Genomic DNA, 14,457 nt, shown 5'->3' with positions numbered 1-14,457 from the left:
TCGCTGCACGCCCATTCCTGACATCCCGTCAGCTATGTAATCTGACAGAGCGTCAGTTACTTGGCAGTCACACCCGACGGTCGGACACGGCCGTCACACAGGAGCGGGCGGACCGATGCTTGGATCAACCCACGGCACTCTCACCACCGACTCCCGCCGGGCCCGCGTCATCGCGTGCGGCGAGCAGCCCGGGCCCGCCGTCCACGGCCGGCCGGCCGAGGCGGACGACCTCGACGTCAGCGGGCGTCCGCTCTACGCGGACGTCCCCGACCTGGACCGGTTCTTCCGGCCCGAGTCGGTCGCGGTCGTCGGCGCCTCGGACGCCGACGGACGACCCAACACCGGCGTCACCCGGCAACTGGTGGGCTGGGCCGAGCGGGTGGGGGCACGGCTGCACCCCGTGCACCCCACCCGCGAGACCGTTTTCGGCCTTCCTTGCTTCCCGTCCGTCGGCGAGCTGCCCGAACAGGTCGATCTGGCCGTCCTGTTGGTGGCCGACCCGCTCCCGGTGATCGAGCAACTCGCCGAGACGAAGGTGAAGTTCGCGGTCGCCTTCGCCTCCGGGTTCGCGGAGACCGGCGAGGAGGGCGCGGCCGCGCAGGCCCGGCTCGCGGCCGCCGTGGCCCGCTCCGGCATCCGGCTGCTCGGACCCAACACCAACCTCAACGCCTTCGAGCGGTTCCGCGAGGACCTCACCGGTCCGGCGATCGCGCTGATCACCCAGTCCGGCCACCAGGGCCGTCCGGTCTTCGCCCTCCAGGAGCTCGGCATCCGCCTCTCCCACTGGGCCCCGACCGGCAACGAGGCCGACCTGGAGACCGCCGACTTCCTCTCCTACTTCGCCGAACGCCCCGAGGTCGGCGCGATCGCCGCTTACGTGGAGGGCCTCAAGGACGGCCGCTCCTTCCTCCTCGCCGCCGACCGGGCCGCCCGCCGCGGGGTGCCGGTCGTCGCGGTCAAGGTGGGCCGCACCGAGACCGGCGCCCGCACCGCCGCCTCCCACACCGGCAAGCTGACCGGCGCGGACGAGGTCGTCGACGCCGCGATGCGCCAGTACGGCGTGATCCGCGTCGACGGTCTGGACGAACTCCAGGACACGGCAACCCTGTTGGCGCGGGCCCGGCCCCCGCAGGCGGACGGCGTCGTCGTCTACTCCATCTCCGGCGGCACCGGCGCCCACGCGGCCGACCTGGCGACGACGGCGGGCCTGCGGCTGCCGGTGCTGTCCACGGCCAAACAGGCCGAACTGCACCAGTGGATCCCCGAGTACCTGAACGTGGCCAACCCGGTCGACAACGGCGGCCACCCGGTCGGCGACGAGCGCGGCCGGAAAATCATCGACGCGATCCTCGACGACCCGGCCGTCGGCGTCCTGATCTGCCCGATCACCGGCCCGTTCCCCCCGTTGAGCGACCGCCTGGTCCAGGACCTGGTGGACGCGGCAGAGCACACGGACAAGCTGGTGTGCGTGATCTGGGGCTCCCCCGTCGGCACCGAACCGGCCTACCGGGACGTGCTGTTGGGCTCCTCGCGGGTGGCGACCTTCCGCACCCTCGCCAACTGCCTCACGGCCGTCCGCGCCCACCTCGACCACCACCGCTTCGTCAGCGACTACCGCTCCCCCTTCGACGAGGCCCCGCGCACCCTCTCCCCGTCCTTCCGCAAGGCGCAGCTGCTGATGCGGCCCGGACAGCAGCTGAGCGAGCACGCGGCGAAGCAGCTGCTGCGCGCGTACGGCATCCGGGTGCCGCGCGAGCAGCTGGTGACCAGTGCGGCGGCGGCCGTCCGGGCGGCGGGGCTGGTCGGCTATCCGGTGGTGATGAAGGCGTCCGGCGCGCAGATCGCCCACAAGACCGAACTCGGCCTGGTGAAGATCGGCCTGACCTCGGCCAGCCAGGTCCGCGACGCCTACCGCGAACTGACCGACATCGCCCGCTACGAGGGCGTCGCCCTGGACGGCGTCCTGGTGTGCCAGATGGTGGAGCCGGGCGTGGAGATGGTCGTCGGCGTCACGCACGACGACCTGTTCGGGCCGACGGTCACGGTGGGCCTCGGCGGCGTCCTGGTGGAGGTCCTCCGGGACGCGGCCGTGCGGGTGCCGCCGTTCGGCGAGGACCAGGCCCGCGACATGCTCGCCGAACTCCGCGGGCACGCCCTGCTGGACGGCGTCCGCGGCCGGCCCCCGGCCGATGTGGACGCCCTCGTCGAGGTCGTCCTGCGGGTCCAGCGCATGGCCCTGGAACTGGGCGACGACCTCGCCGAGCTCGACATCAACCCGCTGGTGGTCCTGCCCTGGGGACAGGGCGCGGTGGCGTTGGACGCGCTGGCGGTGTGCAGGTGACGACCCCTTCGGAAGGAAGCCCGCCGCCATGACCTCGACGTCTGTGGAGATCACGACCGACCACCACGTCACGCACCTCGCCCTCAACCGTCCCGAGACCCTCAACGCCCTCACGCCCGAGGCCCGCGACCACCTGATCGGCCTCCTCGCCGCGGCCTCCGCCGACCCGGACGTACGCGCGGTGATCCTGACCGGCACCGGCCGCGGCTTCTGCGCGGGCGCGGACCTGCGGGGCTCGGGCGGCGGCGCGGCGGGCGAACGCATCGCCGGAGACGTGTCCCGCACCCTCCGCGTCGGCGCCCAGCGCCTGATCGCCGCCGTTCTCGACTGCGAGAAGCCGGTCATCGCCGCCGTGAACGGCACGGCGGCCGGCCTCGGCGCGCAGCTCGCCCTCGCCTGCGACCTCGTCCTGGCCGCCGAATCGGCGCGCTTCATCGAGGTGTTCGTCCGGCGCGGCCTGGTCCCGGACGGCGGCGGCGCCTATCTCCTCCCCCGGCTGATCGGCCCGCACCGCGCCAAGGAGCTGATGTTCTTCGGCGACGCGCTCACCGCGCCGGACGCCGAACGGCTGGGCCTGGTCAACCGGGTGGTTCCGGACGGGGAGTTGCCGAAGGTGGCCCGCGAGTGGGCGGCCCGCCTCGCCGCGGGCCCCACCCGGGCCCTGGCCCTCACCAAGCAGCTCGTCAACGCCTCCCTCGACAGCGACCGGAGCACCGCCTTCGCCGCCGAGGCCGCCGCGCAGGAGATCAACATGACGACGGCGGACGCGCGGGAAGGCGTCGCGAGCTTCGTGGAACGCCGCGAGGCCCGCTTCCGAGGCCGCTGACCCTCACTGAGCGCTCTGCTGGAAGTGCCGCCATGTGCCGTCGTTCCGCTGCGGCGCCATCGTGGCTGGTCGCTCCCCCACTCTCGACTGCGCTCGAGCAGGGGGACCCCCATCGCGGCGGAGCCGCAAATGTCAGCGCCCCGCGCCCCTTCAGGGCAAATGCCGAACCGCACCCGACTTCGCCCGACCCGCTTGGCCGCCGGGTTCGCCGGGCGTCAGAATCCACAGCTCCCCGACGTCCGGGTCCCCGAAGATCACGAACAGCTCGGGCGCACGGTCCGTCCCACCGATCCGCCAGGACACCTCGTCCCCGCAGCGACTGCTGGTGCCGCTGCCGTCGGCGAGCCGCACCCGGACCTTGTCCCACCTGTCGGAGCCCTGGCTCGCCTCGAAGACCCAGGTCCCGGTCCCCTCGCACACTGCCTCGGCCTCGCCCGCGCCGTACTCGAACTCGGCATCGCCGTCGGCGGGCATGTTCGTCAGCTCGGCGCGCCCGCCCGGCGACAGCCGCAGTCCCGCCCCGTCCGCGCCGCGCCAGACGCCGGCGACCTGGGCGGCGGACAGCCGGGGCGGCTCGTACTCGTCGAGCAGGCCCGTGACCGAGGCCAGCTGCCCGCCGAGGAAAGTGAGCACGAACAGGACGACGGAGCCCGCCCCCGCACGCAGCCAGACACTCCCGGCGCCCCACTCGCGGCCGCGCGTGTACGCCATCGCGAGGACCGGCAGGACACCGAGCGCCGCGAGGACGAGGGCCGTGGCGACGAACGGCAGGCCCCACGCCGCAGCGGCCACAGCGGCCCACCCGACCCCGATCAGCACGGCGGTGGCCAGCTGCCGGACCCAGCGCGGCCACGGGATCCGGCCGTGCGTGAGCTCGGCGAGGGCAGCCGCCGGCAGGGTCTGCGCCCAGGCCTGCAGCAGCCCGAGAACCGGCAGGCACACGGGCGCGACGAGGACCACGAAGGGCAGTCCCAGGGGTTCGTAGCCTCTGCCGTACCTGTCGTCGGACAAGCTCCCCATCCACCAGATCAACCAGGCCGACGGGAGCTGTGCCGCTCCCACCGCGACGGCCGCGATCACGTCGGTGTCGGCCCGGCGCAGGCCCGTGTTCGTGCGCATGCCACCCCACCCCCGACGGCAGCGTACGCGTGCCCGTCGGAGCCCCTCGCACCCCTTCCTTTCTGACATACCGTCAGCTTCAATGAGGACATGATGGGACACGCGGGGATGGCGGCCGCGGCCGTGCGTTACCTCAGGACGGGCCGCCCGGTCGAGGCACTGCCCCGCCCCGAACTGCGTTGCGTCCGCGAGGACGAACGGGCCCCGGTCGACCAGGGCGAGTTCCGGCGCGTACTGGGCAGCTTCGCGTCGGGCGTGACGATCGTGACGGCTCCCGCAGTGGCCGACGACGATCGCGGCCCCGCCGGGCAGGCCGGCCCCGCCGGTTTCGCCTGCCAGTCCTTCTCCTCCCTCTCCCTCGACCCTCCCCTGGTCGCCTTCATGGTCGGCCGCACGTCCAGTACCTGGCCGCGCATCGCCCGCGCGGGGGCGTTCTGCGTGAACGTCCTGAGCGCGGCCCAGGGCCCGCTGTGCCGGGCCTTCGCGGCGAGCGGCTCGGACAAGTTCGCGGGCGTCGACCACGACCCGGCCCCGGTGTCGGGCGCGCCCCGCCTCGCGGGCACGCTCGCGTGGATCGACTGCACGATCCACGCGGTCCACACGGGCGGCGACCACCTCATCGTCGTGGGCAGGGTGGACGCCCTGGGCACGAGCCCGGACGCGGAGGACGCCCTCCCGCTCGTCTTCCACAACGGAAGATTCCTCTGACGGACCCCGCCCACCGCGTCACTTCACATATTCGACGATCTGCATCATGCCTTCGTCGCCGTGCTGGAGCTGGTGGCAGTGGAGCATCGAGCGGCCGGTGAAGTCCTCGGCGCGCAGCCGGAAGGTGATCGTGCCGTGCGGCGGGATGCCGACGGTGTCGTGCCAGACGGGCGTGGCCAGCGGGCGGTTGTCGACGGCGGTGAGCAGGAAGTGGTTGGTGTGCAGGTGAAAGGGGTGATGGCTGTGGCTGTGACTGCGGGAGTCGTTGACGATCGTCCACTCCTCGACCTCGCCCAGCCGGATGCGCTGGTTGACGAAGTCGGGTGCGAAGCGGCCCCAGGCGAGATCGCTTCGGCCGGCCCGGGAGTCGGCGGGCGGGGTCTCGCCGTCGCCGAGGATGCGGTAGGCGTTCGGGAAGGCGCCTGACAGCACGTTCTCGTAGCTGCGGAAGGTCAGCGCGCGGGTGCGCGTGGGCTTGGGCAGGCTGGTGGGCCGACCGGGCAGGCTGGTCGGCAGCGGCATCGGCTTCGACCGGGCGGGGCCGGTGACGACCAGCGTCAGCAGGGGATGGGCGGCGTCCGCGGCGGCCAGCCGGTAGGTGCCGGGCGCGCCGCCGCGGACCAGCAGGTCGGCCCGCCCGCCCATCGGCAGGGTCAGTCCGGTGAGCGGGACAGGACGCATGAAGGTGACGCCGTCGCAGGCGATCTGATGCATCTCGTGCCCGCCCAGGCTGAGGAAGTGCGCGCTGATCGGCCCGGCGTTGACGACCCGCCAGCGCTGGACCTCCCCCGGGGCGATGGTCAGCACGGGGTTCTTCGCGCCGTTGACCAGGAACGTCGAGGGGATGCGGTCATAGGTGCCCGCGGACGTCAGATCCGGCACCCGCCCGGCGGACAGCTTCAGTTCGTTGATGCAGACGACGACGTCCTTGGCGGCGGCGATCTCGGGCACCTGGTCGACGTCGCCCTCGACGATGATCAGCCCGGCCATGCCGCTCAGGAGTTGGGTCGCGGTGGACCCGTGCTGGTGCGGGTGGTACCAGAAGGTCCCGGCCGGGTGATCGGCGGGCACGGCGATGCTGCTGCGATAGACAGCACCCGCCCCGTCCACGCCGCCCGCGGCAACGGGCTCGAAGGCGCGGTAGACGTTGTCCGCGTCCCCGTTCGGATCGACGTGCATGCCGTGCGCGTGCAGGTTGAACGTGTTGAAGTGATGCGGCACGTTGACGTCCCCGTGCATCCCCGCGGTGTTCGGCGGCAACGCGTTGACATGCGTGATGTCGAGGGAGTCGCCGGCCCGGACCCGCAAGGTCGGCCCGGGCACGGCCCCTTCGTAGGCCCGCGTGACGACAGTGCCCACCCCGGGCAGCACCAGCTCGCTGAACCGGACGCTCAACCGGGTGACCAGCCGCCCGGTCTCCGCCGCCGCCCTGCGCACCTCAGGCTGCGGAAACCCGCCCTCACCCGCCTCCCCGGCACGCGCCCCCGCCCCAGCCCCGACGACGGCCGCCCCGGCGACAACGGGCAGACACTTCAACACACCACGGCGACCCAACGACGTCATGAACCACCTCTTCGGACAGCGGTCGGCAGAGCACCGGGCACCCCCACCGAACCATCACGTTATGTAGCCATACGATACGTGGGGTAGTCAGAAGTGGGCCTCACATAGGCACATACCAGCGCGTTCCGTCCGAGATCTGCCACACATGGACGCCGTCCTCCTATCTGGCGAGCTGGGCCGGCACGTCCAGTCGCGTCAACTTCTCGGGGTTCGCCACCGCGTGGATCCGCGTGATCCGTCCGTGCTCCACCACGACGCTCACCGCGGCCAGTCGGCCGTCCGCCTCGATCCGGCCCGCGGGCGCCCCGTTGAGCCACACGGCCGAGACCACGCGGTCCGGGCGCGCCAGCAGGGCCGCCACGACCCGCGCCCCGTGGACGGGGACCGGGGCCGCGGCCGCGAACCCGCCACCGTCGGCGATCAGCACCACGTCCGGCGCCAGAACCTCCATCAGTTCCTGCACCTGCCCGGTGCTCAAGGCGGCCAGGAACCGCTCCACCACCGTCTGCTGCTCCGACCGGCTCACCCGCATCCGGGGCTGCCGGGCCGCCACATGCTCGCGTGCTCGTCGCGCGATCTGCCGCACCGTGGCGGCGGACTTGCCGACGGCCTCGGCGATCTCGCCGTACGGCAGGTCGAAGACCTCGCGGAGCACGAACACCGCCCGCTCCGTCGGGCCGAGCGTTTCCAGCACGGTCAGCAGCGCGATCGAGACGCTCTCCGCGAGTTCGACGTCCTCGGCGACATCAGGGCTGGTCAGCAGGGGTTCCGGCAGCCATTCGCCGATGTAGTCCTCGCGACTGCGCGCCAACGTCCGCAGCCGGTTGAGCGATTGCCGCGTGACGATCCGCACCAGATACGCCCGGGGGTCGTGCACCTGCGCACGGTCGACGTCGGCCCACCGCAGCCAGGATTCCTGGAGCACGTCCTCCGCGTCGACCGCCGACCCGAGCAGCTCGTAGGCGACCGTGAAGAGCAGACTGCGGTGGGCCACGTACGGGTCCTCGATCAGGTCCTCGATCACGCCGTCGCCACCGCGCCGGACGCCCCGGACGTCCCGGATGTTCCGGGACGCTCGGCCAGCGGAATCTCGCAGCGATCGGAGAAGCCCTGCGAGGTGACCCCGTTCGCCACGTTGGCCCTGGTCGCCAGGTTGACGAAGGCGATGAACGCGGTGAGCTCGACCATCGCCGGCGGGCCGAGCCGGTCGAGGAGACCCGCGTGCTGTTCGTCGGTGACGGTCGGGGGCGTGTTCGTCATGGCCTCGGCGAACTCCATCACGTCCCGCTCCAGCGGGCTGAACACCTCCGACTCCCGCCACCGCGGCACCTGGCTCGCCTTGGCCAGGTCCAGGTTCTCGTTCTGCGCCTGGAAGTAGCCGACGTCGAGGCACCAGCTGCAGCCGACCTGTGCCGCGACGGCCATGTGCGCGAACGACTTGAGACTCGTGTCGGCCGCATCCCACGCGGCCACCTTGGCGCCGAACTCCGAGTTGTCCCGGGTGACCTGAGGGCTGTGCCACAGCACCTCGACGTTCTCCGGCACGGCCCCGAGCTGCTTGATCATGTTCTCCTTGAGCTCGGCGGGAAGCTCGGCTTTGGGGAGACGTAACGTCACGGCGTTCTCCTTGTACGTATGCCTGAGTGAAGGTCGGGCATGAAGACACCGCCGAGCCGTCGGATGTGACATCCGGGTCCGTCAGCGCACTGCCCTCAGGCCGCCGCCAGTCCCGGAGTCGCCGGTGCCCGGCGGATCACCAGGGCCATCAGCGCCGCCGCCGCGCACAGCGCGCCCGAGGCGTACCAGACCATGTCGTAGGAGCCGAAGGTGTCGCGGGCGAACCCGCCCAGGAAGGCGATCAGGGCCGCGCCGACCTGGTGGGAGGCCAGGACCCAGCCGAAGACGATGGCGCTGTCCTCGCCGTAGTGCTCGCGGCACAGGGCGAGCGTGGGCGGGACGGTGGCGACCCAGTCGAGGCCGTAGAAGACGATGAAGAAGATCATCGGCGGGTGGACCGTCGGGGCGAGCAGCATCGGGAGGAAGAGGAGCGAGATGCCGCGCAGCGCGTAGTACACCGCCAGCAGCCGGCGCGCGTCGAAGCGGTCCGTGAACCAGCCGGAGGCGATCGTGCCGACGATGTCGAAGACGCCGATGACGGCGAGGAGCGAGGCCGCGGCGGTGACCGGCATGCCGTGGTCGTGCGCCGCGGGCACGAAGTGGGTCTGGACCAGGCCGTTCGTCGAGGCGCCGCAGATCGCGAAGGTTCCGGCCAGCAGCCAGAAGGGGCCGGTCCGCACGGCCTTCAGCAGGACCCGGACCGTCCGGCGCGCGGCCCCCGTCACCGGCGCCGGCTTCGGCACGAACTCCGTCGCCCCGTACGGCTTCTGGCCGACGTCCGCCGGGTGGTCGCGCAGCAGCAGCCAGACGAAGGGGACGACGACCAGGGCGGCCAGCGCCACCGTCACCGCGGCCGGCCGCCAGTCGTGGCGGGTGACCATCCAGGACAGCAGCGGCAGGAAGATCAGCTGGCCGGAGGCGGAGGCCGCGGTGAGGATGCCGCTGACCAGGCCCCGGCGCTCGGTGAACCAGCGGTTGGTGACCGTCGCGGCGAAGGCGAGCGCCATCGAGCCCGAGCCGAGGCCGACCAGCAGGCCCCAGTACAGGAGCAGTTGCCAGGCCGCCGTCATCCACACGGTCAGCAGCGAGCCGGCCGAGATCACCATCAGGGCCACCGCGACGACGCGTCGGATGCCGAAGCGGTCCATCAGCGCCGCCGCGAACGGGGCGGTGAGCCCGTAGAGGGCGAGGTTGATCGAGACGGCCGCGCCGATCGTGCCGCGCGACCAGCCGAACTCCTGATGCAGCGGGTCGATGAGCAGGCCGGGGACGGAGCGGAAGGCCGCCGCGCCGATGATCGTGACGAAGGTGACGGCGGCGACGAACCAGGCGCGGTGGATGCGAAGACGAGGACGACGGGCAGAGGGCTTCTGATCCTCTATGGCTGCGGGAGCCTCGGTTGTCTGGGTCACGACATAAAGGGTGCGGTGTCCGTATCCTCACCACGAGTGGCCCGAAGGTCAGCATTCGCTAGGATCGGGCCATGAGCCTCCTCGGTCCGGAAACCCCTCCGCAGGCGCCGCACCGGGTCGTCGTCCTCGCCCTCGACGGCCTGCTCCCCTTCGAACTGGGCATCCCGCACCGCATCTTCGGCCGCCCCAAGGACGCCGCGGGACGGCACCTGTACGAGGTCGTCACCTGCTCCGTCCGGCCGCCGGGCCCCGTCGAGACGGACGCCGACTTCGCGATCATGGTCGAGCACGGCCCGGAGACGCTGGCCACCGCCGACACCGTGATCGTCCCGGCGTCGTACGAGCTCGGGCCGGTCTTCGAGGAGGGCGTCCTGACCGAGGATCTCGCCGCCGCCCTCGCCCACGTCCGGCCCGGCACCCGCCTCGCCTCCATCTGCACCGGCGTGTACGTCCTGGCCGCCGCCGGCTTCCTGGACGGGCGTCCGGCCACCACGCACTGGGCCGACGCGGACCGGCTGCAGCGGCTGTTCCCGCAGATCGACGTCGACCAGGAGGTCCTGTTCATCGACGACGGCGACGTCCTCACCTCGGCCGGCGTCGCCGCCGGCATCGACCTGTGCCTGCACATGGTCCGCCGCGACCACGGCACCGCCGTCGCCAACGAGGTCGCCCGCCGCACGGTCGTGCCGCCGCACCGCGACGGCGGCCAGGCGCAGTACATCGAGCGGCCGGTGCCGGATCCGCAGCAGGCGACCACGACGGCCGCCCGCGCGTGGGCGCTGGGCCGCCTCCACGAGGCGATCCAACTGCGCGACATGGCCGAGCAGGAGGCCATGTCGGTCCGGACGTTCACCCGCCGCTTCCGCGAGGAGGTCGGCATCAGCCCCGGCCAGTGGCTCACCCAGCAGCGCGTCGAGCGGGCCCGGCACCTGCTGGAGTCCAGCGGCCTGTCCGTCGACCAGATCGCCCGGGACGCCGGCTTCGGCACCGCCCAATCCATGCGGCAACACCTACAGACCGCCCTCGGAGTCACCCCGACGGCCTACCGCCGAACCTTCCGGACCCTGACCCTGCGAACCGGGAACGGCGGGACGGGCCTCGCCGGTAGCGGAACCGACGGGACGCGAGTCGCCGGTGCGGCGGGAGACGGCGAGCCGGGTATCGGCCCGGCCGGAGTCGACGAGCCCGGCGGAATCGGCGACCCCGGCGGAATCGGCGACCCCGGCGGAGTCGGTCGGACCGGTGGCCACCGCGGTCTTCGCGCCCTGCGCTGAGGCACGGGACGCGTGCCGGGTCTCTCCCCACCAGCCGACCCCGACGAACACCAGGGTCAGGCCCACCCCCGCCAGGACGGCCGTGGACGGCGCGACCACCCGGAGCAGGGCCCCGGCCAGCGACCCCGTCGCCGCGTAACCCGCCCCGGCCGCCGCGTACATGACGGAGTAACCCGCGGCCAGGGCGCTCGGCGGGAGAACCTCGCGCAGGGACAGGTTGCGGGTGAGGATCGCGGCGGACTGGAGGACGCCGCCCAGGGCCAGCGCCGACGCGATCACCGCCGCGTGCGGTATCAGCGCGGCGATCGACACGCAGACCGACAGCCCGGCCATCAGCACCGCGCTGCGGGTGCGCAGCCGCCCCGGCCAGGCCCGCAGGCCGTAGGCGAACGCACCGAGCCCGCCGCCCACCGCCATCCCCGTCAGCAGCGGGCCGGACCAGCCGACGCCGATGCCGCGCTGTTCGAGCAGGGCCGGCAGGACGAGTTCGGCGAGCCCCATCAGCGTCAGGCTGGCCGCGCCCGTGACGTACACCGGCCAGGCCCCGACCAGCACCCGCATCCGTATCCGCGCCCCACCGCCGCCATCCCCACCGCCGCCGGTGTCGCCCGCGCCCCAGGCGGCCGGCAGAAAGCACAGCCCGACGAGCGACGACGCCATCAACGCGGCGGCCAGCAGCAACGGGACGCGCGGCGCGGCGCCCAGGGCCAGCCCCGCGACCGCGGCCGGGGAGACCGCCCACACGCCGGCCATCAGCATCGACTCGACCGACAGCGCCTGCGTGGCCGCCCGCTCCGGCACCAGCGTGGTGAGCAGCGTGCGCAGTCCCCCGGTGGACGCGGCCGGGGCGGCGCCGGCCACCAGCGCGAACCCGGCGAGCACCACCGGATGCGCCCCCGGAAATCCCCCAAGACCCGCGAAGCCGACGGCTCCGACCCCGAGCCCGACGGCCAGGTGCAGCCGGGCCCGCTCATGGCGCAGCCGCAGCCCGAGGACCGGAGCACCCACGATCTCGCCGATGACGTAGACCGCCGCGAGAATCGCGCCCAGCGAGTAGCCGCCGGGGCGCTCGCGCACCAGGAACACCACGGCCAGCGGCGCCATGGCGACCGGCATACGGGCGCCGACGGCGGTCAAGGTCCAGGTCAGGACCTGTTTGGTGGCGACGTCACGGTAGGTCATGACACGACCGTAGGCGGTGACACCGACATCGCCCCCCGATTTTCCCCGCCCTGTGGATAACTCCCACCGACCCACGGGACCGCCGGACCGCCGGACCGTCAGAACATCAGCGCATCAGAACGTCAGCACCCCCCGCGCCACCCGCCCCGCCTCCGCGTCCGCCGTCGCCTTCTCGAAGTCCTCGACGGGATAGACCTGGGTGACGAGTTCGTCGAGCAGCAGCCGGCCCTCGCGGTACAGCCCGGCGTACAGCGCGATGTCCCGCTGGGGGCGGGAGGCGCCGTAACGGCAGCCCAGGATGGCCTTGTCCAGGAACAGGGAGGAGACGCGGAAGGACGCCTCGGCGGTCGCGGGCGGGACGCCCAGCAGCACCGCCTGTCCGTGCCGGTCCAGCAGATCGATCGCGGTGCGGATCAGCTCGACCTTCCCCACGCACTCGAAGACATGGTCCGCGCCCGTCGGAAGCACGTCCCGCACGCCGTCCGCCGACGGCAGGAACTCGGTCGCCCCGAACTGCCGGGCCATCGCCTCCTTCGCCGGGTTCGCGTCGACGGCCACGATCCGTGACGCGCCCGCGATCCGCGCCCCCTGCAGCACATTGAGCCCGATCCCGCCCGTCCCGATGACGACGACGCTCTCCCCGTACCCCACGCGCGCGCGGTTGAGCACGGCCCCGACGCCGGTCAGCACTCCGCAGCCGATCAGCGCGGCGGACGTCAGCGGGATGTCCTTCGGGATCGGCACCGCCTGCACGGCCTTCACCACCGTGCGCTCGGCGAAGGCGGAGTTGGCCGCGAACTGGTGGACCGCGTTCCCCGCGCGCGTGAACGGCTTCCGCGGCCGCCCGATGGCCTGCCGGCACATCGTGGGCCGGCCGCGGTCGCACTCCGCGCAGGTACCGCAGTTGGCGAGCGTGGACAGCGCGACATGGTCCCCGGGGACGACATGCGTGACGCCCGCCCCGACCTGCGCCACCACGCCCGCGCCCTCGTGTCCGAGGACGACGGGCGCCGGGAAGGGGATCGTCCCGTCGACCACCGACAGATCGCTGTGGCACAGCCCGGCCGCCGTGATCGCGACGAGCACCTCGCCCGGCCCGGGGTCGCGCACCTCCAGGTCGTCCACGACCTCGGCCCGTTTCCCGTCGAACACCACGCCTCGCATCAGACGACCTCCTTGCGGTCTCTGGGCAGGCCGAGCACCCGCTCGGCGATGATCGTGCGCTGGATCTGGTCCGAGCCGCCGTAGATCGTGTCGGCCCGGGAGAACAGGAACAGGTGCTGTGCGTCGTCGAGTTCGTACGGCGCGGCGGGCGACCAGTCGGCGGGTCCGACGCTCGCCGCCGCGCCCCGCACCTGCATCGCCACCTCCCCGAGCCGCTGGTGCCAGCCCGCCCACAGCAGCTTGGCCACGCTGGGCGCACCGGGCCCGCCCGAGCCGCCCAGCGTCCGCAGCGCGTTCCACCGCATGGTGCGCAACTCGGCCCACAGCCGCACCAGCCGCTCGCGTACGACGGGGTCGTCGGCCGCGCCCGTCTCGACCGCGGTCCGCACCACCCGCCCCAACTCCGCGGCGAAGCCGATCTGCTGGGCCAGGGTCGACACCCCGCGTTCGAAGCCGAGCAGGCTCATCGCGACGCGCCAGCCGTCGCCCTCCGCGCCGACGAGATGCTCCACGCGCGCGTGCGCCCCGTCGAAGAAGACCTCGTTGAACTCGCTGGTGCCGGTCAGCTGCCGGATCGGCCGCACCTCGATCCGCCCCGGCTGGTCCATCGGGACGAGGAGGAAACTCAGGCCGCGATGCCGCCTCGACTCCGGGTCGGTACGGGCGAGCACGAAGCACCAGTCGGCCTCATGGGCGAGCGAGGTCCAGATCTTCTGCCCGGTGATCCGATAACCCCCCGGCGACTCCCGCACGGCCGCGGTCCGCACCCCGGCGAGATCGGACCCGGCCCCGGGCTCGCTGTACCCCTGGCACCAGAGCTCCGCACCGGCGGCGACGGGCGGCAGGAACCGCTGCTTCTGCTCCTGCGTGCCGTGCGCGAGCAGCGTGGGCGCGAGGAGGTTCTCCCCGATGTGCCCGGACCGGGCCGGCGCCCCCGCCCTCGCGTACTCCTCGGCCCAGGCGACCTGCTGAGTGAGGGAGGCGGTCCGATTCCCGTACCCGCCTTCCCCCCACCCGATCCCGATCCACCCGGCCGCCCCCAGCCTCCGCTCCCAGTCCCGCCGATCGGCCGGAAACCCCCCTTGCCCAACCAGCCAGTCCCGCGCCTCCAGGCGAAACTCCTCATCGACGGGAGTGAATCCGAACTCCACGTTCACCTCCAGAGTCAGGCTGCCCGCACCCCCTAGGGGCGCGAGGAACTGCGCGACAAGCCACAACGAGCCCGCAGCCGCCGAGAAAGGCGCACCCCCG

The 14,457-nt window shown here is 72.7% G+C and carries 11 protein-coding genes and 1 pseudogene; 4 read left to right on the top strand and 8 right to left on the bottom strand.

The genetic code is table 11. From position 1 onward, the window contains the following. Positions 1-115 precede the first annotated feature (115 nt). Together ACWCPF_RS07490 and ACWCPF_RS07485 are read left to right on the top strand one after the other, a co-directional pair. Positions 116-2,341, top strand: a complete 2,226-nt coding sequence (locus ACWCPF_RS07490; RefSeq protein ID WP_451044015.1) for an acetate--CoA ligase family protein — start codon at positions 116-118, stop codon at positions 2,339-2,341. A 28-nt stretch (positions 2,342-2,369) separates the two neighbouring features. Continuing rightward, positions 2,370-3,167, top strand: a complete 798-nt coding sequence (locus ACWCPF_RS07485) for an enoyl-CoA hydratase/isomerase family protein (protein ID WP_451044014.1) — start codon at positions 2,370-2,372, stop codon at positions 3,165-3,167. A gap of 150 nt (positions 3,168-3,317) precedes the next feature. Here ACWCPF_RS07485 and ACWCPF_RS07480 read toward each other — a convergent pair whose 3' ends face one another. Next, on the bottom strand, positions 3,318-4,286 hold the full coding sequence (locus ACWCPF_RS07480) for a hypothetical protein (protein ID WP_451044013.1): 969 nt from the start codon (positions 4,284-4,286) through the stop codon (positions 3,318-3,320). Between the two features lie 93 nt (positions 4,287-4,379). Here ACWCPF_RS07480 and ACWCPF_RS07475 point away from each other — a divergent pair, with 93 nt between their 5' ends. Then, positions 4,380-4,994, top strand: a complete 615-nt coding sequence (locus ACWCPF_RS07475; protein ID WP_451044230.1) for a flavin reductase family protein — start codon at positions 4,380-4,382, stop codon at positions 4,992-4,994. An 18-nt stretch (positions 4,995-5,012) separates the two neighbouring features. On the opposite strand, the gene ACWCPF_RS07470 is transcribed toward ACWCPF_RS07475, so the two are convergent. The 4 genes from ACWCPF_RS07470 to ACWCPF_RS07455 all read right to left on the bottom strand — a co-directional run bounded on the left by ACWCPF_RS07470 (position 5,013) and on the right by ACWCPF_RS07455 (position 9,586). Beyond that, a complete protein-coding gene (locus tag ACWCPF_RS07470; RefSeq protein WP_451044012.1) occupies positions 5,013-6,557 on the bottom strand; it encodes a multicopper oxidase family protein in 1,545 nt (514 codons plus the stop codon). A gap of 160 nt (positions 6,558-6,717) precedes the next feature. Continuing rightward, entirely contained in the window at positions 6,718-7,569 is an 852-nt protein-coding gene (locus ACWCPF_RS07465; protein ID WP_451044229.1) for an RNA polymerase sigma-70 factor, read from the bottom strand. A gap of 8 nt (positions 7,570-7,577) precedes the next feature. After that, positions 7,578-8,174 carry a carboxymuconolactone decarboxylase family protein gene (locus ACWCPF_RS07460; RefSeq protein ID WP_451044011.1) on the bottom strand — a complete coding sequence of 199 codons (597 nt, stop codon included), beginning with the start codon at positions 8,172-8,174 and terminating at the stop codon, positions 7,578-7,580. Positions 8,175-8,269: 95 nt separating this feature from the next. Beyond that, positions 8,270-9,586: an MFS transporter gene (locus ACWCPF_RS07455; protein ID WP_451044010.1), complete on the bottom strand. Its 1,317-nt coding sequence runs from the start codon at positions 9,584-9,586 to the stop codon at positions 8,270-8,272. A gap of 71 nt (positions 9,587-9,657) precedes the next feature. Between ACWCPF_RS07455 and ACWCPF_RS07450 the strand changes: the two genes are divergently transcribed. Continuing rightward, positions 9,658-10,860, top strand: coding sequence for a GlxA family transcriptional regulator (locus tag ACWCPF_RS07450; RefSeq protein ID WP_451044009.1), 1,203 nt, complete (start codon positions 9,658-9,660; stop codon positions 10,858-10,860). Here the strand turns inward: ACWCPF_RS07450 and ACWCPF_RS07445 are convergent. From ACWCPF_RS07445 to ACWCPF_RS07435, 3 genes and pseudogenes are all read right to left on the bottom strand, one after another. Next, positions 10,786-12,042 (bottom strand): annotated as a pseudogene (locus ACWCPF_RS07445) (MFS transporter); the annotation flags it as partial. The gene ACWCPF_RS07450 and the pseudogene ACWCPF_RS07445 sit on opposite strands and share 75 nt — an antisense overlap. 114 nt (positions 12,043-12,156) lie before the next feature. Next, complete coding sequence (locus ACWCPF_RS07440; protein ID WP_451044008.1) at positions 12,157-13,206, bottom strand: Zn-dependent alcohol dehydrogenase; 1,050 nt, start codon at positions 13,204-13,206, stop codon at positions 12,157-12,159. Then, positions 13,206-14,357, bottom strand: coding sequence for an acyl-CoA dehydrogenase family protein (locus tag ACWCPF_RS07435; protein WP_451044007.1), 1,152 nt, complete (start codon positions 14,355-14,357; stop codon positions 13,206-13,208). The genes ACWCPF_RS07440 and ACWCPF_RS07435 overlap by 1 nt, the downstream gene beginning before the upstream one ends. Positions 14,358-14,457 lie beyond the last annotated feature (100 nt).

The organism is Streptomyces sp. NPDC001858 (assembly GCF_053594615.1).
Note: the sequence above shows the minus strand (reverse complement) of the source record. Positions and strands in the feature narration are given on the sequence as shown.

Coding starts and splice junctions, on each gene's coding strand:
- ACWCPF_RS07475 (WP_451044230.1), top strand. CDS start 4,380: ATGGGACACGCGGGGATGGCGGCCGCGGCCGTGCGTTACCTCAGGACG.
- ACWCPF_RS07480 (WP_451044013.1), bottom strand. CDS start 4,286: ATGCGCACGAACACGGGCCTGCGCCGGGCCGACACCGACGTGATCGCG.
- ACWCPF_RS07450 (WP_451044009.1), top strand. CDS start 9,658: ATGAGCCTCCTCGGTCCGGAAACCCCTCCGCAGGCGCCGCACCGGGTC.
- ACWCPF_RS07470 (WP_451044012.1), bottom strand. CDS start 6,557: ATGACGTCGTTGGGTCGCCGTGGTGTGTTGAAGTGTCTGCCCGTTGTC.
- ACWCPF_RS07485 (WP_451044014.1), top strand. CDS start 2,370: ATGACCTCGACGTCTGTGGAGATCACGACCGACCACCACGTCACGCAC.
- ACWCPF_RS07490 (WP_451044015.1), top strand. CDS start 116: ATGCTTGGATCAACCCACGGCACTCTCACCACCGACTCCCGCCGGGCC.
- ACWCPF_RS07440 (WP_451044008.1), bottom strand. CDS start 13,206: ATGCGAGGCGTGGTGTTCGACGGGAAACGGGCCGAGGTCGTGGACGAC.